Consider the following 19,125-nt stretch of genomic DNA (forward strand, 5'->3'; position numbering starts at 1 on the left):
GGCGCGCCTTCAGCTTTTCTTGTCGGCCGGTTTCATCGCGTCATAGACCATGCCGGTCAGCATCAGGCTGCCCTGCCGCGACAGATGATCATCGTCGGAATAAAGCGGCACGCCATGCACCGTCATCGCACAATGGCCGGTGCGGCAGAGCAAGCTGTGGGGGTAGAGGATCTTCACCGGGAAACGGCGCCGCATCTGGTCGAAGGCGTTGAACACGCCGCGCTGCCGCCGCAAATAGTCCGCCCGTGACAGGGCCAGCGGCGCCGGTTCGCTGTAAAGTTCGGCCCGCGCCAGCGTTTCAGGCACATTGCGGCGGAATTCGGGGATGGGCGCGACCAGAATCACCTGCTTGCCCATGGCCGCCAGCGTCCGCACCGTTTCCTGAAGCCCCGCGCGGAAGAGCTGCGCGTCGCGGCCAAGGCTGCGATCGTCATCCTCATCCCGGCCGAGATAGCAGGGCGTGCCCCCTTCCGGCCGCTTGCCATTGGCGCAAAGCCCCCAGCGCGACACCAAGAAAACCGTGTGGATGGATGGACTGGCGCGCAGCGTTTCCAGCACCAGCCGGTTGAACTCGCTGCAATCATGGGCGGGCGGCTGGTCCAGCCGGTCAAGGCCGAGCAGCGTCGGACAGGCGGGGTAGGAAGCGATCCGCCCCGAAAGGCCCAGTGCATTCCCGGCCCGGTCGAAGGCCGGTCTCAGCGCCTGGGCATGGGAATCGCCCCAGAGGAGGAAGCGGGGCGCCCTGCCGTTGCGCGCGCCGACCGGGCAGAGCCTGTGATGCCGCGCCGGCGCCATGCCGGAGCAGCGCGCGGGCAGATAGGCCATGCTCCGACTCGCGGCATCGAGCGCCGCGACCGATGGCGCGACTCGCGATGGCAGGCCGCCCGAGAAATAGAGCAGCGCCCCTGCCCCGCACCCTGCCATGACCAGCGATCCGGCAAAGGCGAAGGCGCGGCTCGTGGTGAAACTGCGCGCGCGGCGGAACGGCTCTTCGACGAAACGCCAGCTGAGCCATGCGACCAGCAACGACAGCAGCATGATCAGCAACTGCTCCCGCAGGCGCCAGTCGCCGTCAGTGCGGTAGGTCCAGAAGACGATGATCGGCCAGTGCGAATAGGAGATGCGACCGATCGCCACCGGCACGGCATGGCCCAGCAGACGATTGACCAACGATCCGGTCAGCCCCGCATGCAGGATCAGCATGGCGCCCAGCACTGGGAACAGGGCGTTGGCGCCTGGGAAGACGGTCGCGTTGGAAAAGTTGAGGATAGCCCAGCCGATCAGCGCCAGTCCGGCCAGTCCGCAAAGCTGCGCCATCAAAGGGCTTCGCATGACGGGAATCCGCCCTGTCGCCAGCAGCGCACCGCCCAAAAACTCCCATGCACGCGGAAAGGGCAGGTAGAAGGCCGCGACCGGCGACCGATCGACCAGCAGCAGCGCTGCGAGGAAAGACAGCAGCGCCACCATGCCGAGCGCCGGACGGAAACGCCCTCCCGCCCGGAAAATGAGGAACATCAGCAGAGGAAAGACGATGTAGAATTGTTCCTCCACCGCCAACGACCAGCCATGGAGCAGCGGCGCTTCCTCCCCGGCGGCGCCGAAATAGCCGCTCTGCCGCGCGAAATAGAGATTGCTGGAAAACAGCACCGTCGCCACGGCGCTCATCCCCAGGGCGCGATAGTCGAGCGGCAGCAGGATCAGGCTGCCCGCCGCGATGGTCACGGCGATCATCGCGAACAGCGCCGGGAAGATCCGGCGGATGCGCCGGGCATAGAAGCCGGTCAGGCTGAACCGCCCCTGCTCCAGTTCGCGCGCGATGATCGACGCAATCAGATAGCCCGAAATGACGAAGAAGATGTCGACCCCGACAAAGCCGCCGGAAAAGGGCCAGAGGCCGAGATGGAAGAACAACACCGGCAACACCGCCAGCGCGCGCAGCCCGTCGACATCGCGGCGATAGGCGATATGCGGCTGCGCCCTGTCCTCCGGCGAAACCGGCAGGATGGCGGGGGATGCGCTGGTGGCGATGCTCTTTCCCTCCTTTTTCAAAGGGATTGGGCAGTGATAAAGGCTGTGCCGGCCAGCGCATCAGGGCATCGGGGGAGCCGCGAAGGGCAGAGGTGGTAGGGCGATTGGTCAGTCGCGCGCGCGCAGCAGCAGATCGTCGGTCACGGTCATGGTGAAGATGGGATCGGCGTCGGGCGGCACTTCGGCGATGGCATCGACGAAGGCGGCGCGGGTTTCCGGCTCGTCATAGACCATCTTCCGGTCGAAGGCCGCGCGCCAGGTCGCCTCGTCCGGCCATTCGGCATAGCCGACGAAGCGCCCGTCCGCATCGCGATGCAGCCGCGAACCGTAACTGCCATATTTTTCGCGGATCAGGTCGGTTCCCCGGCGCCAGGCCTTGCGGAACTGTTCTTCCTTGCCGGGGTGGACCCGCCACCAATAGACCGCGACGAACATCGGCTCTCTCCTTTACCGGAGAGAATGATGCGATGCGGGGAAGGTTGCGACAGAAAAAGGGCGCCCGGTTCCCCGCGCGCCCTTTTTGGAAATGAAAATCAGAGAACCGACTGGCCGGTCTTTTCCCAGTCGGCGAGGAATCCGGCAATGCCCTTGTCCGTCAGCACATGGTTGAACAGCGCCTTGATGACCGAGGGCGGCGCGGTCATGACATCGGCGCCGATCTTCGCCGCTTCCAGCACATGGATCGGGTGACGGACGCTGGCCACCAGGATTTCGGTGTCGAACGCATAATTGTCGTAGATCAGGCGGATATCCTCGATCAGCTTCATGCCGTCGAAGCCATTATCGTCATGCCGGCCGACGAAGGGCGAGATGAAGGTCGCGCCCGCCTTGGCCGCCAACAGCGCCTGATTGGCCGAGAAGCAGAGGGTGACGTTCACCATCACGCCCTCGCCGGTCAGCGCCTTGCAGGTCTTGAGGCCGTCGATGGTCAGCGGCACCTTGATGCAGACATTGTCCGCGATCTTCCGCAGCACAGCGGCTTCCTTCATCATCGTCTCATGATCGAGCGCGACGACTTCGGCCGACACCGGGCCTTCGACCAGCCCACAGATTTCCTCGACCACTTCCAGGAATTTGCGGCCCGACTTGTGGATCAGCGAGGGGTTGGTGGTGACACCGTCCAGCAGGCCGGTGGCGACGAGGTCGCGAATCTCATTGGTGTCTGCGGTGTCGACGAAGAACTTCATGGCGTGGCTCCGAAGGGAGAGGGTGGCGAATCGCGCTCCCTTTAGCGGCTGATGGCGGATTTAGCCATTATTGCCGGTGGCTGAGGCTTTACCAACGCGCCCGCGCAATATTATGACGGCGGCACCTTTCCAAAGGACCGATCGATGCTCCGCCTTCAGCGTTCCCGTCCTATATGGGACGCGCCCCTGCTCATCGCACTGAGCGCCGCCACCCCCGCCGCCGCCGCAACCAGCGAAACCCAAGGGTGGATGACCGAATCGGTGATCGTCAAGGCAAGCGATGCCGACACCGTCCTGATCGACACCAGTCAGCGCTTTCGTCAGGACAGTTCCAATGGCGATCAGCAGGTCGCGCGCATCTCGCTCGATCATCGCATCGCGACGGGCGTGCAGATCGGCGGGGGTTTTGCCTATTTCCACTCCGGTCCCGAGCAGGAAATGCGCCTGTTCCAGCAACTGTCGATGGCGAAGGGCATTTGGCTGGCCCGGACCCGGATCGAGCAACGCTTCTTCGACACCGCCGACAAGGCGAGCTGGCGGTTGCGCCAGCGGGTGCAGGCGTCGGTCCCGCTCGACAGGGCCAGGCAATGGACGCTGGTCGCGGCCACCGAACTGATGTTCCAGCTCAACCGCGCCAAGCCCAGCGACAAGCTGGGCCTTGCCGTCATGCGCAACCAGATCGGCCTGCGCCATCCGATCACCAAGGCGCTCGACGCCCAATTGCTCTATATGCGGCAGCAGACCTTCCGCGATGGCAAGCCCGATGCGGTGGCGCATATTCCCTGGCTGACGTTGAGCTGGAAAATCTGACGCTTGCCTCCCCCGTCCCTGCCATTAGGGAGGGGGCGATGAGTTCGCGCGCCCGTGTCATCCTGCTGAACGCCGCCCTGGGGCCACTCGACTATCGCGTGCCGCACGGGATGAGCGTCAAGCCGGGCAGCATCGTGGTGGCGCCGCTGGGGCCGCGCCAGATTGTCGGCGTGGTGTGGGACGAGGACAGCTTCCCCGATATCGAGACGGTGGGCGACAATCGCCTGCGCAATATCGTGGGACTGGTCGATGCGCCGCCCGTGCCCGAAACGGTGCGCCGCCTGATCGAATGGACGGCGGACTATTATCTTGCGCCTATTGCCGCCGTATTGCGCATGACGCTGGCGTCGATGGCGGCGCTGGAGGGAGCGCGCACCGTCATCGAATATCGCGCCACCGGCGATCTGCCGGACCGCATGACCGAACAGCGCGCGCAGGCCATGGAGCGCATTGGCGATCGGCAGGGGCTGATCCGCGAACTGGCGATGATCGGCGGGGTCAGCGACGCGGTGATTCGCGGTCTGGTCAAAGCAGGCGCCTTCGAAGCGGTCGAAGTGAATGTCGACACCCCCTTCCCCATGCCCGATCCCGACCATGCGCCGCCCCTGTTGTCCGACAAACAGGGGGCCGCCGCCGATCAGTTCATCGCGGCCGTGAAGGAACGGGCCTTCGCCCCCTTCCTGCTCGACGGCGTGACCGGATCGGGCAAGACGGAGGTTTATTTCGAAGCCATCGCCGCCGCCATTCGGGAAGGGCGGCAGGTGCTGGTGCTGCTGCCCGAAATCGCGCTGACCGAGCCCTTTCTCGAACGCTTCGAAAAGCGCTTCGGCACGGTGCCGGTCAACTGGCACAGCGGCCTGCGTCAGAGCGAGCGGCGCCGCGCCTGGCGTGCCATCGCCGCCGGGGAAGCGCCGGTGGTGGTCGGGGCGCGCTCGGCGCTGTTCCTGCCCTATCCCAATCTGGGCCTCACCATCGTCGATGAAGCGCATGAGGCCAGCTTCAAGCAGGAGGATGGGGTGCATTATCACGCCCGCGACGTGGCCGTGATGCGCGGGCTCATCGAGAAATTTCCGGTCATCCTCGCCTCGGCCACCCCCGCCATAGAGACGCGGCATCAGGTGGAACTGGGCCGCTACAGGGAAATCAAGCTCCCCTCCCGCTTCGGTGGCGCGGCCATGCCCGCGATCGAGGAGGTCAACCTGCTCACCGACCCGCCTGAGCGCGGCCGCTGGATCGCCCCGCCGCTGGTCCGCGCCATTGACGAGAATATGGCGAAGGAGGAACAGAGCCTGCTCTTCCTCAACCGCCGGGGCTATGCGCCGCTGACGCTCTGCCGCCATTGCGGCTATCGCTTCCAGTGCCCCAATTGCACCGCCTGGATGGTCGAGCACCGGCTGACCCATCGCCTCGCCTGCCATCATTGCGGCCATGTCATCCCCGCCCCGCGCTTCTGCCCGGAATGCAAGGAGGAGGATTCGCTGGTCGCCTGCGGCCCCGGCGTCGAACGCATCGCGGACGAGGTGAAGGCGCTGTGGCCCAATGCCCGCACCGCCATTGTCACCTCGGACACGCTCTGGTCGCCCGCCAGGGTCGCGGAGTTCGTAAAATCGGTCGAGGCAGGCGCCATCGACATCATCGTCGGCACCCAGCTCATTACCAAGGGCTATCATTTCCCCAATCTGACGCTGGTCGGCGTGATCGACGCGGACCTGGGGCTGGAGGGCGGCGACCTGCGCGCATCGGAACGCACTTTCCAGCAGATCGTGCAGGTGGCGGGCCGCGCAGGGCGCGGGCAGAAGCCGGGCCGCGTGTTCATCCAGACCCGCATGCCCGAGGCGGAGGTCATCAAGACGCTGATCGCAGGCGATTCGGAACGTTTCTATGAGGTGGAAACGGCCAATCGCCGCCATGCCAACGCCCCGCCTTTCGGCCGCTTCGCCGCGATCATCATCTCCAGCGAGGATGCCGACGAAGCCGCAGAGGTCGCCCGCCTGATCGGCAAATCGGCACCCTTGATCGAGGGGATGCGCGTCTACGGCCCCGCCCCCGCCCCGCTTTCGGTGCTGCGCGGTCGGCATCGCCACCGCCTGCTGATCCACGCGACGCGGCAGGTCGATGTGCAGGGCGCGATCCGCGAATGGCTCGGCAATCTGACGTGGAAATCGGGCACAAGGGTAGCGGTCGATGTCGACCCCTACAGCTTCATGTGATGGAAAGCCCCTGCGTCAATATCTGCAAGCTCGACAAGGCCAAACGGGTCTGCACCGGCTGCGGACGCACCACAGATGAGATCGCCCGCTGGCGAGGGATGAGCAAGGCGCAGCGACGCGCCATCATGGAGCGGTTGAGGCTGTCTTCCGCTTGACCGCCTCCGCATCGAGCCGTTTCTTCAGCGCCATTGCGCTGTCGCGCATCCCGGAGGGGTGCGGCGAATAGGCCAACGGATCAAGCAGCCGGGACGCCTCGGCATAATGCCCCTGAAAGGCCAGCGCCTGCACATAGGCCATGCGATATTCCGGGCTTTGCGGCAGCAGCATATAGGCCTTGGCCAAGCCGTCATAACCGATTTGCGGCATGAGCCCGCCCTTCATCGCATGATAGCGATAGAAAAGCGCCAGAGGCACGGGGTCCTCGGTATCCGCACGATTCGCCTTGATGATGGCGGAACGCGCAGCCTTCCAGTCCTCTTCCCGGTCATCGTCATGCGCCCGTTCCAGCAGCACGCGGGCGCGCGTGCTGTATGCCCGCGACAATCCGGGATCGAGGGCAATGGCGCGATCGGCATCGGCCAGCGCGACATCCTTGTCCTCGGCCTGCCACTCAGCCTCCGCCAGCAGCGCCAGCGCATAAGCGCTTGACGGGAATTTGGCCGCCGTCGCCCGGATGGAACTCACGATCTGCGGCAGTTCGTCGGTGTGGGGATGATTCATCAGCCGCAATTCATCCTCGATCAGCGCACCCCGCGCCGGTTCGACCGGGCTGACCGTGATGGCGCCGATCGTCACCGCCTTGGCATCAAGCCGCGATGCGGACAGCGGACGACGCATATAGGCCTTGAGGTCCTTTTCCAGCCCATCGACGCCACCCGCGAAATAGCCGTCCAGCTTCATATCCGGGACGCCAGCGGTCAGATCTTTCAGATAATGGCTGATCTCCGCGCGACGGTCCGCCTTATACTGATAATAGTGGGTGAGCAGCCACGCCGTGCCATAATAACGGTCGCCATCGCGCAGCCCCAACCCCTCCGTATCGCGGGCGAACAGGTCCTTCAGCGGATAGGGCGAATCCTGCACCAGCGTGGGCGCCCGCGCCATCGGAATCAGGCCGAATTGGATCGACCCGTCCTTGGGGAATTTCACGGCCGAGAAGAATTCCGCGAAGCCCTCAACATACCAGGCCGGATACGCCGCCGGAAAATGGTGCAGCATGAAGTGATGGGTATATTCGTGGAACAATATGTCTTCGGCGCCGAACTCAAATTCGCTCATCTTCGAGCCGCGAGCCAGCACGGCATAGGCGAAGCGATCCGACGTCCTATAGAAACCCCCGATATTGGGATTGCGCGCCAGTGCCTTCACCTTGCCATCGTTCGACAGCAGATAGACATTGACAGGGCTTCCCGTGTCCGGATCGGTGATGCCGGACACCTGACGCAGCAGGCTGTCGAATTTTTCCAGTTTTTCGGCGAACTCGTGCAGCTTTGCTTCGCCGCTCTCGCTGTAAATAGTGAAATGCTGGCTCTTCGCCTGCAACCACGCCGCCTGCGCCGTCCCCGGAACAAGCGCCAGCGCGCTTGCCAGAGCCAGCAGCGCGCAAAATCCCCTTATCTGCACGCCACCCCCTGCACGGCGTTGAACACCCGCTGCGTTCATGGCGAACAGCCTGCTGAAAGAAAAGCGAAAAGCGCGGCCTCAATCGTGCCGTTCCCGCTCCAGCAGGGCTTGCTTGCGTTCGGTGCCGTAGGCGTAACCGCCCAGGCTCCCGTCGCTCCGCAAAACCCGATGACATGGGATCAATACCGCCAGATTGTTACCGCCACAGGCCGTCCCGGCGGCCCGTACCGCCCCCGGCCTTCCGATTGCCGCCGCGATTTCGCCATAGCTGCGCGTCTCACCCGCAGGAATGGCGCGGAGCGCCGCCCAAATCGCCTGCTGGAAAGCCGTTCCCGACACATCCATCGGCAGGTCAGGCGCATGGGCCGGATCGTCGATCAACCGCGCGACCTGCGCCGCCAGGCCAAGAAGCGCCTCATCGGCAGGCAGAATTTCCGCCTTGGGAAAACGTTGGCGCAAGTCCGATTCGTCTTCGTCGAAGCTGATCCGGCACAGCCCCCGCTCCGTTCCGGCCACCAGCGCAGGGCCAAGGCTGGTCGGCACCACCGCATGGCGAATCACCGCACCCCGGCCCCCGTCCCGCCAGGCGCTGGGGGTCATGCCCAGATGTTGCCCGACATCGGCATAGGCCCGGCTTGGCGCATTATAGCCCGCTTCATAGATGGCCGCGGTGACGCTGCCTCCCTCCGCCAGAGCGCTTTTCAACCGTTCGGTACGCAGCGACCGGGCGTAGGCGGCGGGCGTCATCCCCGTTTCCCGTTTGAACAGCCGATGGAAATGATGCGACGCATAGCCGGCATGTTCCGCGATTTCCGCCAGCGAAGGCGGCGTTTCGGCGGCGGCGATGAAGGCGATGGCCGCCTCCACCGCCAACCGGTCGCGCCCCACCTCGTCTGGGCGGCAGCGCAAGCAGGCGCGGAAACCCGCCGCCCGCGCTGCCTCCGGATCGACCAGGAAGATCATATTCTCCCGCCTGGGATGGCGCGCGGCGCAGCTCGGCTTGCAATAGATGCCGGTGGTCAGCACCGCCCCCACGAACCGCCCGTCCAAGGCGCGATCCCGACGCAAAAAGGCGTCCCAGCAGGCATCGGCATCCGGCATGGCGTGCGTCACGGGTTCGATAGCTTTCATCTCGGTCATGCATATGGGATAGGCGACCGGAAGGCGCCATACTTCCCGATGCTTGCGGTCAAAAAGCGGTTTCGCATATTTCCGCATTGCCTCAATCCCGTCATCGCATATGAATGCCGCAAATCATGGTCGCACTATTCCGTCGCCTCGCCCTACTCCTCGCCCTCCTCGCGCCCCTGAGCGCGCGTGCGGAACAGCAGGATATCGCCGCCGCCGCCCGTGGCGTGGTTCGCGTCGTGCTGGTCGCGACCAATGGCTCCGACGCCTATTTCGTCGGGCATGGCAGCGGCTTTGCGGTCGCCCCCGACAAGATCCTGACCAACGCCCATGTGGTCGAGTTGACGCGGCAGGAAAAGAATCTCGTCATCGGCGTCATCCCCTCGGAAGGGACGAAGACCTTTGGCGGCCGGATCATCGCCTATTCGCCGGGCAACGACCTGGCGCTGATCCAGTTGGAGGAAGGGAGCCTGCCGGTCAGCACCTTCTACGCCGGGGCGGTCAGCGACGGGCAGCATGTCACCGCCATCGGCTATCCCGGCACGGTCGACCGCGCGCAGGGCCTTGGCCTCAAGCAGATGGTCGAACCGCTGGGCACGGTGAAGACGAGCGGCAATGTCTCCTCCGGGCGGGCCAGCCAGAGCTTCGACACGGTATTGCACACGGCTCCGCTGGCGGCAGGCAATAGCGGCGGCCCGCTGGTCGACGATTGCGGCCGCGTGCTGGGCGTCAACAGCTTCGGATCGGTGTCGGACGGCAATGATGCCGAGTTCGGATTCGCCGTATCCTGGCGCGAGGTCGCCTCTTTCCTGCGGCAGGCGGGCGTGTCCTCACTGCATACGGTGATTCCCTGCCGCTCCATGGCGGAGGCCGACGCCGCCGAAGCCACCCTCACCCAGCGCGAGGAAGCGCGGAGCGAACAGTCCGAACGCGCCCGCGCCGACGCCCGCGAAATCGCGATGAACAAGGCGCGCGACACCGCCGAACGCGACGTGATCTCCGCTCGCGAAAATGCGATGGCGGGCGCCGCCGTGCTGCTGGCGATGGCGGTTCTGGGTCTGGGTGCGGGCGGGCTGTTCTACAGCCAGGGCCGGGAAAAACGCGCGACCTGGTGGCTGGCCGGGGGCGGCGTGCTGCTGTTCGGCGCGATCGGACTGTTCTTCCTCAAGCCCAGCTTCTCCAGCATCGACGAGCGCATCAAGCTGCCCGAGGACAAGAGCGTCATCGGCAACAATGCCTATGCCTGGGCGGGCGACAATATCTGCAAGGTCGACTTGAGCCGCAGCCGCCTCACCGTGTCGGAACCCAATGACATCGGGTTCAACTGGGCCGACGGGGGCTGCGTCGACGGTCACACCCAATATGTGTCATCCGGCACCGGCTGGCAGCGGGCAAGCGTGCCCGACGATCATAATTTCGTGACCGTCAGCCGCTTCGATCCCGCCACCGGCATCTTGCGGGTCCAACGCTGGCTGCCCGACCTGAACAGCATGGACAGGGTGCGGGCGCTGCTGAAGAACGGGCCGATCAAGGGGTGTGGCAGCGACTCCGCGCTGCTGGCGCAGATCGCTTCGCTTCAGACCGATCTTGGCGCCCTTTTGCCGCCCCAGCCCAATGAGCGGATCGTCTATCGCTGCCAGAAGGGCCGCCTCGCTCCGCCCGACGGCCAACAATAACCGATTCCGCCGTCATAAAAACTCAGTCAAATCGCGATGATTTCATACTGACGGTCGAATCGCGTTCCATGACTTGCATAGTCACAATCCCACTGCTAACCGGCCCCCCAACAGGGGACCGGGACGGACAGAACCGCGCCCCCTTTTTGCATGACCCGCAAAACAAGTGGAGGACGGTAAGCGCGTGGAGACGACCGGCGGTATTCAGGCCAGCCTCAGCGGCCGCTATGCGGTGGCGCTGTTCGATCTGGCCCGCGACGGCAAGACGCTCGACACCGTCGCAGCGAGCCTGACGGCGCTTAAGGCAGCATTGGCCGAATCGGCCGATTTCAAGGGCCTGATCAACAGCCCCGTTCTCAGCCGCGACGCAGCGGGCAAGACGATTGCCGCTGTTGCATCCGCCATGGGAACCGATGCGCTGACGACGAATTTCCTCGGCGTGCTCGCCCAGAACCGCCGCCTCTCGCAGCTGCCCGCGGTCATCCGCGCCTATGAGACGCTGCTGTCGAATCACAAGGGCGAGGCCCGCGCCGAAGTGACGAGCGCCCACCCGCTCGACGCCAGCCAGATCACTGCTCTGCAAAAGAGCCTGAAGGCCCGTGTCGGCCGCGATGTCGCGGTCGATACCAAGGTCGATCCTGCAATTCTCGGAGGTCTGGTCGTCAAGATCGGCAGCCAGATGATCGATTCCTCCATCCGCACCCGTTTGAATAGTCTCGCCCACGCGATGAAAGGCTGAAAGGCTGAACATGGATATCAACGCCGCAGAAATTTCGAAGGTCATCAAGGACCAGATCGCCAATTTCGGCACCGAAGCGCAGGTGAGCGAAGTCGGTTCCGTGCTGACCGTGGGTGACGGCATCGCCCGTGTCCATGGCCTCGACAACGTCCAGGCGGGCGAAATGGTCGAGTTCGCCAATGGCGTGCAGGGCATGGCGCTCAACCTGGAGGCCGACAATGTCGGCGTCGTGATCTTCGGCTCGGACGCCGAGATCAAGGAAGGCGACACCGTCAAGCGCACCGGCACCATCGTCGACGTTCCGGTCGGCAAGGGCCTGCTGGGCCGCGTTGTCGACGGCCTCGGCAACCCGATCGACGGCAAGGGCCCGATCCAGTACAGCGAGCGCAAGCGCGTGGAAGTCAAGGCGCCGGGCATCATTCCCCGCAAGTCGGTGCACGAGCCCGTGCAGACCGGCCTCAAGGCCATTGACGCCCTCGTCCCCGTCGGCCGTGGCCAGCGCGAACTGATCATCGGCGACCGCCAGACCGGCAAGACCGCCGTCGCGATCGACACCTTCATCAACCAGAAGGGCATCAACGCGGGCGATGACGAGAGCAAGAAGCTCTACTGCATCTACGTCGCCGTCGGCCAGAAGCGCTCGACCGTCGCGCAGATCGTCAAGCAGCTCGAAGAAAATGGCGCGATGGAATATTCGATCGTCGTCGCCGCGACCGCTTCGGAGCCCGCTCCGCTCCAGTATCTGGCGCCCTACACCGGCGTCACCATGGGCGAATTCTTCCGCGACAACGGCATGCACGCCGTGATCGTGTATGACGACCTTTCCAAGCAGGCCGTCGCCTATCGTCAGATGTCGCTGCTGCTGCGTCGTCCTCCGGGCCGCGAAGCCTATCCGGGCGACGTTTTCTACCTGCACAGCCGCCTGCTGGAGCGCGCGGCGAAGATGAACGACGCCAATGGCAATGGTTCGCTGACCGCGCTGCCGATCATCGAAACGCAGGCGGGCGACGTGTCGGCCTACATCCCGACCAACGTGATCTCGATCACCGACGGCCAGATCTTCCTCGAAACCAACCTCTTCTATCAGGGCATCCGTCCGGCCATTAACGTGGGTCTGTCGGTTTCGCGCGTCGGCTCGGCCGCACAGACCAAGGCGATGAAGAAGGTTTCCGGCTCGATCAAGCTGGAGCTGGCCCAGTATCGCGAAATGGCGGCCTTCGCCCAGTTCGGTTCGGACCTCGACGCTTCGACCCAGAAGCTGCTGAACCGTGGTGCGCGCCTCACTGAACTGCTGAAGCAGGCCCAGTTCTCGCCGCTGCCCTTCGAAGAGCAGACCGCGTCGATCTTCGCGGGCACCAGCGGTTATCTGGACGGCATCCCGGTCAAGGATGTGACGCGTTATGAAGAACTGATGCTCGCCTATCTGCGTCACGACCATGCCGATGTCCTCGCCGCGATCCGCGACAGCAAGGATCTGGGCGACGAGCCCAAGGCGAAGCTGAAGGCCGCGCTGGACTCGTTCGGCAAGACCTTCGCCTAACGCACAACCCCGTCATTCCCGCGACCCGAAGGGCGACCGAAGGTCAACGCGGGAACCCATCTCCTGACCGAGCGCCCAAAACGCAACGCAAGGGAGATGGATCCCCGCCTCCGCGGGGATGACGGAAAAAAGGAAGAACGAAGCTGCGACAATGCTGACCACCCATTCCCTCCTTGCCTGGACCGTAATGTCGATCGGTCTGGTGCTGCTGCCGGGACCGGACACCATGTTGGTGGCCGGTCACGCGGCGCGCCGTGGGCTGAAGGCAGGAATGGCGGCGATCGGCGGCATCCAGCTCGGCGGCCTCACCTACATGGCGCTCTGTGGCTTCGGCTTTCTGAGCGTCCTGAACGCAGTGCCGGGGCTGTTTATGGCCGTGAAGATTGCGGGCGCCATCTACCTCGCATGGCTGGGTCTTTCGATGCTGCGTGGCGCTGTGAAGCCCTCGCCCGCGACGGAAGCCCCCGGCCTGCGGATTGGCGGATCGCCCTTCACCCAGGGGTTCATCAGCACCGTGCTGAACCCGAAGGTCGCGATCTTCTTCCTCGCCGCGCTGCCGCAATTCGTCGGCACGGGTCAGCAAGCGCCCTATCAGGGCATGTTGCTGATCGCGATCGTCTATGTGCTGGGCTTCTTCTGGTGCGCCCTGCTGGCCGTGCTTGCCACCAAGGCAGGCCGCAAAGTGGGTCAGAGCAGCGCGATGCGCTGGTTCGAAGGCGCCATGGGCGTCGGTTTCTTTGGTCTCGCGGGCCGTCTGGCCCTTGCTCGGAATGTTTGAACTATGGCTAGCCTCAAGGAACTGAAGCTGCGCATCGGGTCGGTGAAGTCGACCCAGAAGATCACCAAGGCGAAGCAGATGGTCGCCGCGGCCAAGCTGCGCAAGGCGCAGGCCGCTGCCGAAGCCGCCCGCCCCTACTCCAGCCGCCTGGAAGCGGTCGTCGCCAGCCTCGCGTCGAAGATCGCGGGCGGTTCGGGCGAAGGCGCCTCCCCACTGCTCGCCGGCACCGGCAAGGATGAGGTTCATCTGCTGGTCGTCGCCAACTCGGACCGTGGTCTGGCCGGCGCGTTCAACGCGAACATCGTCAAGGCCGCTCGGGCCAAGGCCGATGAGCTGATCCAGCAGGGCAAGACCGTCCGTTTCTACCTGATCGGCCGCAAGGGCCGCCCGGTGATCAACCGCACCTTCCCCGGCATGATCGTCGCCCAGTTCGACACTACGGGCGCCAAGGAACCCGGCTACGCCCAGGCCGAAGAAATCGCGCATGAGCTGACGCAAATGTATCTGAACGGCAAGTTCGACGTCGCGCATCTCTTCTTCTCGCGCTTCAAGTCGGCCCTCGCCCAGATCCCGACCGAACAGCAGATCATTCCGGTCAGGATTCCCGAAGACGCCGACCGCAACGCCATCGGCGCGACCGTGGAATATGAGCCGAGCGAGGAAGCGATCCTCGACGACCTGCTGCCGCGCAACGTCACGGTGCAGATCTTCAAGGCACTGCTGGAAAACAACGCGTCCGAACAGGGCGCATCGATGACCGCCATGGACAATGCGACCCGCAATGCCGGCGACCTCATCAACAAGCTGACCATTCAGTACAACCGCAGCCGTCAGGCCGCGATCACCACCGAACTCGTCGAAATCATCTCGGGCGCCGAAGCCCTTTAAGTGCAGGCAAGGACAGTAGTCATGGCAACCACCAACAATGTAGGCCGCATCTCGCAGGTCATCGGCGCTGTCGTCGACGTGACCTTTCCCGATGCGGTGCCGTTCATTCTCTCGGCACTGGAAACCAGCAACAACGGCCAGCGCCTGGTGCTGGAAGTCGCCCAGCATCTGGGTGAGAACACCGTCCGCACCATCGCGATGGACTCGACCGACGGTCTGACCCGCGGTCAGGAAGTCACCGACACCGGCGCGCAGATCCGCGTTCCCGTCGGCCCGGCCACGCTCGGCCGCATCCTGAACGTCGTCGGCGAACCGATCGACGAGCGCGGCCCGGTGGAAACCACCCTCTCCGCTCCGATCCACGCCAAGGCGCCTGAGTTCGTCGACCAGTCGACCGACGCGTCGATCCTCGTCACCGGCATCAAAGTCATCGACCTTCTCGCCCCCTATGCAAAGGGCGGCAAGATCGGCCTGTTCGGCGGCGCGGGCGTCGGCAAGACCGTGCTCATCCAAGAACTGATCAACAACATCGCGAAGGGCCATGGCGGCACCTCCGTGTTCGCGGGCGTCGGTGAGCGGACCCGCGAGGGCAACGACCTCTATCACGAATTCCTCGACGCGGGCGTTATCGCCAAGGACGCCGATGGCAACGCGATCAGCGAAGGATCGAAGGTGGCGCTGGTTTACGGCCAGATGAACGAGCCGCCGGGCGCCCGCGCACGCGTCGCCCTGTCGGGCCTGACCATCGCGGAATATTTCCGCGATCAGGAAGGCCAGGACGTGCTGTTCTTCGTCGACAACATCTTCCGCTTCACCCAGGCGGGCGCGGAAGTGTCGGCTCTGCTCGGCCGTATTCCTTCGGCCGTGGGCTATCAGCCGACCCTCGCCACCGACATGGGCGCCCTTCAGGAGCGCATCACCTCGACCAACAAGGGTTCGATCACCTCGGTTCAGGCCGTGTACGTCCCCGCGGACGACTTGACCGACCCGGCGCCTGCGACCAGCTTCGCGCACTTGGACGCCACCACCGTTCTCAACCGCGCCATTTCGGAACTGGGCATTTATCCGGCGGTCGACCCGCTGGACTCGACCAGCCGCGTTCTGGAACCCCGCGTCGTCGGTCAGGAGCACTATGAAACCGCCCGTGCGGTTCAGGCGATCCTGCAGAAGTACAAGTCGCTTCAGGACATCATCGCGATCCTGGGCATGGACGAGCTGTCGGAAGAGGACAAGCTGACCGTCGCCCGCGCCCGCAAGATCCAGAAGTTCCTGTCGCAGCCCTTCCACGTCGCCGAAGTCTTCACCGGCATCTCGGGCAAGTTCGTCCAGATCGAAGACACGGTGAAGTCGTTCAAGGCCGTGGTCGAAGGCGAATATGACCATCTGCCCGAAAACGCCTTCTACATGGTCGGCGGCATCGACGAAGCCATTGAAAAGGCGAAGAAGCTGGCTGCGGAAGCCGCCTGATCAACGCTCATACACCCCTCCCCCGTTTGGGGAGGGGATTTAGGACTTTCGAAGAATGGCACTGCATTTCGAACTCGTGACCCCGGAAAAGCTCGTCCGCTCGGAAGAGGTCTATCAGGTGGTCGTCCCCGGCACCGATGGCGACTTCGGCGTGCTGGAAGGCCACGCGCCCTTCATGTCGACCGTCCGCGACGGCGCGATCCAGATTTTCGCCAACGCCGGCAGCGCGCCGGAAGTCATCCCGGTCCGGGGCGGCTTTGCGGAAGTGAATGAAAAGGGCCTGACCGTCCTTGCGGAGCATGCCGGCTGACAGGCCCGGGCAACCCGCTCTAAATCAGACAAGGGGCTGCGTTCCACATCGGAACGCGGCCCCTTTGGTTAGCAGCTCCTTAACCTTGGCCCGCTAATCGGAGGCTCAGTTTGGGAGTCTCCATGTCCTATATGTTCCAAGACCTTGCGGGCCTTGCCCTCGCCGCGCTGCTGGCGCCGCTGGTCTTGTATTTGCCAGGCCTTGGGCTGGTCCGTTTACTCAGCCGGGCAGGCCTCGGGATCGAAAGCTTTTGGCAGCGCGTGGGCTGGGCCATGTTGTTGGGCCTTACGATCCTGCCGGTGTTCGACACGCTCATCATCCGGGTGGCCGGCATCCCCGGCATGCTCGCGCTGAACGGCACACTGGCGCTTTGGGGCTTGTCCTTGTTCAAGGGGATGGACCGGAACAGTTCCATTGCCCCTTTCCTCCTGCTCGCGTTGCTTTGGTGGCTCATCTGCGCCTGGAGCATCATCGACGTCGACATCGACCATCGGCTCTACCAAAGTCTGATCGTACTCGACATGGTCAAGCACGCCACCGTGGTCGAGCAGATCGTCCGCGAAGGCATTCCCTTCTCCGACCCATTCTTCGCCCGCGACGGCATGGCCGGCTATTATCATTATTTCTACGTCTGGCCCGCAGCGATCAAATGGCTGGGCGGAGAGGCTATCAATGCCCGCATGGCCTTTAGCGGAACGGTCTATTGGACCGGCTTCGGCGTCATAGCGCTGGTCTGGCGGATCGCCGCCGATGCGGCCTTCATCCGGCCCGGCCGTGACCGCCGCCTGCTACTGATCGCCATCCTACTCTGCTTCGTGGCGGGGGCCGACCTGTTGTTCATGGCGCTGCGCTACATGGTCATCCACCGGATCGAGCCGGAACTGGATAGCTGGAACACCGAAATCCGCATGCTTGGCACGTCCGTCCTGTGGGTGCCGCATCATGTGTCGGCCATGATCGCGGCGTGGGTCGGGATGTTGCTCGTCACCCGCGCGGACACGGTACGCGGCCAGGCACGACTGTGGCTCGGCATGGCAGCAGGCGCGGCCTTCGCCACCATGTTCGGCGAGTCCGTCTGGATCGCCCTCACCATCGCGCCGATGCTGGTGGTCTGGACCCTGGTCCGCCTCCCTCGGCGCGACTTCATCCTGCCTCTGGCGGGCTCCGTCGCGCTCATCCTGTCATTGCCGCAACTGCACGACATTCTGCATGGCCGCGCGCCGGAGGCCTTTCCCGTCGCTTTCGGCGTGCGCTTCTTCACCGTGATATTCGCGGGCGATACATGGCAACAACAGCTCTGGTGCCTGATCCTCCTCCCATTGAACTACGGCATGGAATTCGGCATTTGCGCCATCGGCACCTATCTCTACTGGCGCACGCGCAGACGCCCCAGCGATCAGGGCCTCGCCGTCCGCCAGCTGCTGCTGTGGAGCACGATCACATCCTTGCTGATCGCCAGCTTCGTCAAATCCGTCATCATCAACAATGATCTGGGCTGGCGCGCCGTCCTCTTTCCCGTAACGGCCGTGCTGATCTACACATTGCGGCTCGGTCAAAGCATTCCATCCTTCCGCAAGCTTCATCCATTGGCATTGATCCTGCTGATCCTGGGATCGGCAGGCACAGCCTGGGATCTGTTCGGCATGCGGCTCATCCGTCCGCCGTTATTTCCGGTACGGCCGATTGAGGTCAACAACTCGCCGCCTACCGCCTATGCGCTCCGCACGGCCTATGGCTGGGCGGACAAGCATCTGCCCGCAGGCGCGATCCTCCAACATAATCCAGCCATAACACAGCGCGTCCTCGATTTCGGCCTGTACGGCCGTCACTGGCCCGCCGTGGCTGACGAACAGGCCAATCTGTTCGGTTCCGGCGCGCAGACGACCGCTGATCGCATGGCCCTGCTCAAGCCCATCTACAACCGCCCGCTGCCGCCGCCGAACATCATCCGACGTGCCCGGCAGGCCCATATCGACTATCTGCTCTTCACCGTACGCGATCCGGTGTGGCGCCTTCAGGGTGGGCCGCCCGCCGCCTTCCCCTGCGTCTACCGCTCAAAGCTGATCTGCATCGCGCCGGTACCGAAAGCGGCGTCGCGATGAGAGCGCTTCTTCATTCCCTCGCCACACTGCTTCTTGCCTATGGGCTGACCCTCACGGCGGGCTTCATCCTGTATATCGCCCTCATCCGCAGTCCCCTGCTGGGCGCTGTCGGCATTCTTTTCTACCGAGGCATCGCCATCGCGGCGGTCACGGCGCTGCTGTTGCTGCTCGCGGGCCTGATGCTCCGCCCCCGGATGCAGCTCGATCCGGCAACGCTGGTCGGCGGCGTCGCCCTCTCCCTCTCCTTCAACCTCTGCTTCCTTATCACCTTTCCCGTGACCTTCGACCGATCGATCACCACCTTCCTGCTCGCGCGGATCGAGCAGCATGACGGCGAACTCGACACGGCGATGCTGGAGCAACTCTTCATCCGCCAATATCTGGGCGACATGCACCAGATCGATCGGCGCATCGCGGAGCAGCAACTGTCCGGCACCATCCGCGTCGAGCAGGGACGCATCCACATCACCCCGCAAGGCCGGCGCCTGCTGGAAAGCGGAAGGACAATCGGCGGCTGGTTCGGCGCCGATCCACGCTTCGTCACGGCGACCCCGGCTCCGCGCCATTAGCCATTTATCAAAGTTTCCACCTTATTCACCTTTGCAGCCACAGCTGATCCAGATCATTTCGGCGGAGAAT

General features: G+C 64.2%; 17 protein-coding genes. 12 read left to right on the forward strand and 5 right to left on the reverse strand.

The annotated features are described in order from the left end of the window. Positions 1-9: 9 nt before the first annotated feature. The 3 genes from HUK73_RS08970 to fsa form a co-directional block, all read right to left on the reverse strand. Complete coding sequence (locus HUK73_RS08970; RefSeq protein WP_255326229.1) at positions 10-2,049, reverse strand: acyltransferase family protein; 2,040 nt, start codon at positions 2,047-2,049, stop codon at positions 10-12. An 87-nt stretch (positions 2,050-2,136) separates the two neighbouring features. Beyond that, the gene (locus HUK73_RS08975; protein ID WP_176591592.1) at positions 2,137-2,463 is read right to left on the reverse strand and encodes an antibiotic biosynthesis monooxygenase; all 327 of its coding nucleotides are present in this window, start codon (positions 2,461-2,463) and stop codon (positions 2,137-2,139) included. Between the two features lie 98 nt (positions 2,464-2,561). After that, positions 2,562-3,215: a fructose-6-phosphate aldolase gene (gene fsa / locus HUK73_RS08980; protein WP_176591593.1), complete on the reverse strand. Its 654-nt coding sequence runs from the start codon at positions 3,213-3,215 to the stop codon at positions 2,562-2,564. Between the two features lie 144 nt (positions 3,216-3,359). On the opposite strand from fsa, the gene HUK73_RS08985 reads away from it, so the two are divergent. Genes HUK73_RS08985 through HUK73_RS08995 form a run of 3 tightly spaced genes read left to right on the forward strand, consistent with a single transcriptional unit; the run spans position 3,360 to position 6,390 of the window. Further along, the gene (locus HUK73_RS08985; protein ID WP_176591594.1) at positions 3,360-4,025 is read left to right on the forward strand and encodes a DUF2490 domain-containing protein; all 666 of its coding nucleotides are present in this window, start codon (positions 3,360-3,362) and stop codon (positions 4,023-4,025) included. 38 nt (positions 4,026-4,063) lie between these two features. Next, positions 4,064-6,235, forward strand: a complete 2,172-nt coding sequence (locus HUK73_RS08990; protein ID WP_176591595.1) for a primosomal protein N' — start codon at positions 4,064-4,066, stop codon at positions 6,233-6,235. Further along, positions 6,235-6,390 carry a DUF1289 domain-containing protein gene (locus HUK73_RS08995; protein WP_176591596.1) on the forward strand — a complete coding sequence of 52 codons (156 nt, stop codon included), beginning with the start codon at positions 6,235-6,237 and terminating at the stop codon, positions 6,388-6,390. The genes HUK73_RS08990 and HUK73_RS08995 overlap by 1 nt, the downstream gene beginning before the upstream one ends. Here the strand turns inward: HUK73_RS08995 and HUK73_RS09000 are convergent. After that, a complete protein-coding gene (locus HUK73_RS09000) occupies positions 6,359-7,897 on the reverse strand; it encodes a hypothetical protein (protein WP_255326230.1) in 1,539 nt (512 codons plus the stop codon). The two genes, HUK73_RS08995 and HUK73_RS09000, sit on opposite strands and share 32 nt — an antisense overlap. Positions 7,898-7,936: 39 nt before the next feature. Next, positions 7,937-8,998 carry a bifunctional DNA-binding transcriptional regulator/O6-methylguanine-DNA methyltransferase Ada gene (gene ada / locus HUK73_RS09005; RefSeq protein ID WP_176591597.1) on the reverse strand — a complete coding sequence of 354 codons (1,062 nt, stop codon included), beginning with the start codon at positions 8,996-8,998 and terminating at the stop codon, positions 7,937-7,939. Between the two features lie 116 nt (positions 8,999-9,114). Between ada and HUK73_RS09010 the strand changes: the two genes are divergently transcribed. The 9 genes from HUK73_RS09010 (at position 9,115) to HUK73_RS09050 (ending at position 19,055) form a co-directional block, all read left to right on the forward strand. Next, a complete protein-coding gene (locus tag HUK73_RS09010; RefSeq protein WP_176591598.1) occupies positions 9,115-10,662 on the forward strand; it encodes a trypsin-like peptidase domain-containing protein in 1,548 nt (515 codons plus the stop codon). A 184-nt stretch (positions 10,663-10,846) separates the two neighbouring features. Continuing rightward, positions 10,847-11,401 (forward strand): F0F1 ATP synthase subunit delta, encoded by a 555-nt coding sequence (locus HUK73_RS09015; RefSeq protein ID WP_176591599.1) that lies wholly within the window; start codon positions 10,847-10,849, stop codon positions 11,399-11,401. Between the two features lie 10 nt (positions 11,402-11,411). Continuing rightward, positions 11,412-12,941, forward strand: a complete 1,530-nt coding sequence (gene atpA, locus HUK73_RS09020) for a F0F1 ATP synthase subunit alpha (RefSeq protein ID WP_176591600.1) — start codon at positions 11,412-11,414, stop codon at positions 12,939-12,941. Positions 12,942-13,092: 151 nt separating this feature from the next. Next, positions 13,093-13,719 carry a LysE family translocator gene (locus HUK73_RS09025; protein ID WP_176591601.1) on the forward strand — a complete coding sequence of 209 codons (627 nt, stop codon included), beginning with the start codon at positions 13,093-13,095 and terminating at the stop codon, positions 13,717-13,719. 3 nt (positions 13,720-13,722) lie between these two features. Beyond that, entirely contained in the window at positions 13,723-14,607 is an 885-nt protein-coding gene (locus tag HUK73_RS09030; protein ID WP_176591602.1) for a F0F1 ATP synthase subunit gamma, read from the forward strand. Positions 14,608-14,628: 21 nt separating this feature from the next. Continuing rightward, entirely contained in the window at positions 14,629-16,074 is a 1,446-nt protein-coding gene (gene atpD, locus HUK73_RS09035) for a F0F1 ATP synthase subunit beta (RefSeq protein WP_066558844.1), read from the forward strand. A 55-nt stretch (positions 16,075-16,129) separates the two neighbouring features. After that, entirely contained in the window at positions 16,130-16,384 is a 255-nt protein-coding gene (locus HUK73_RS09040) for an ATP synthase F1 subunit epsilon (RefSeq protein WP_176591603.1), read from the forward strand. Between the two features lie 122 nt (positions 16,385-16,506). Continuing rightward, complete coding sequence (locus HUK73_RS09045) at positions 16,507-18,486, forward strand: hypothetical protein (RefSeq protein ID WP_176591604.1); 1,980 nt, start codon at positions 16,507-16,509, stop codon at positions 18,484-18,486. After that, the gene (locus tag HUK73_RS09050) at positions 18,483-19,055 is read left to right on the forward strand and encodes a hypothetical protein (protein ID WP_255326231.1); all 573 of its coding nucleotides are present in this window, start codon (positions 18,483-18,485) and stop codon (positions 19,053-19,055) included. The genes HUK73_RS09045 and HUK73_RS09050 overlap by 4 nt, the downstream gene beginning before the upstream one ends. Positions 19,056-19,125: the final 70 nt, after the last annotated feature.

This window comes from Sphingobium sp. EM0848, assembly GCF_013375555.1.
GTDB lineage: Bacteria > Pseudomonadota > Alphaproteobacteria > Sphingomonadales > Sphingomonadaceae > Sphingobium.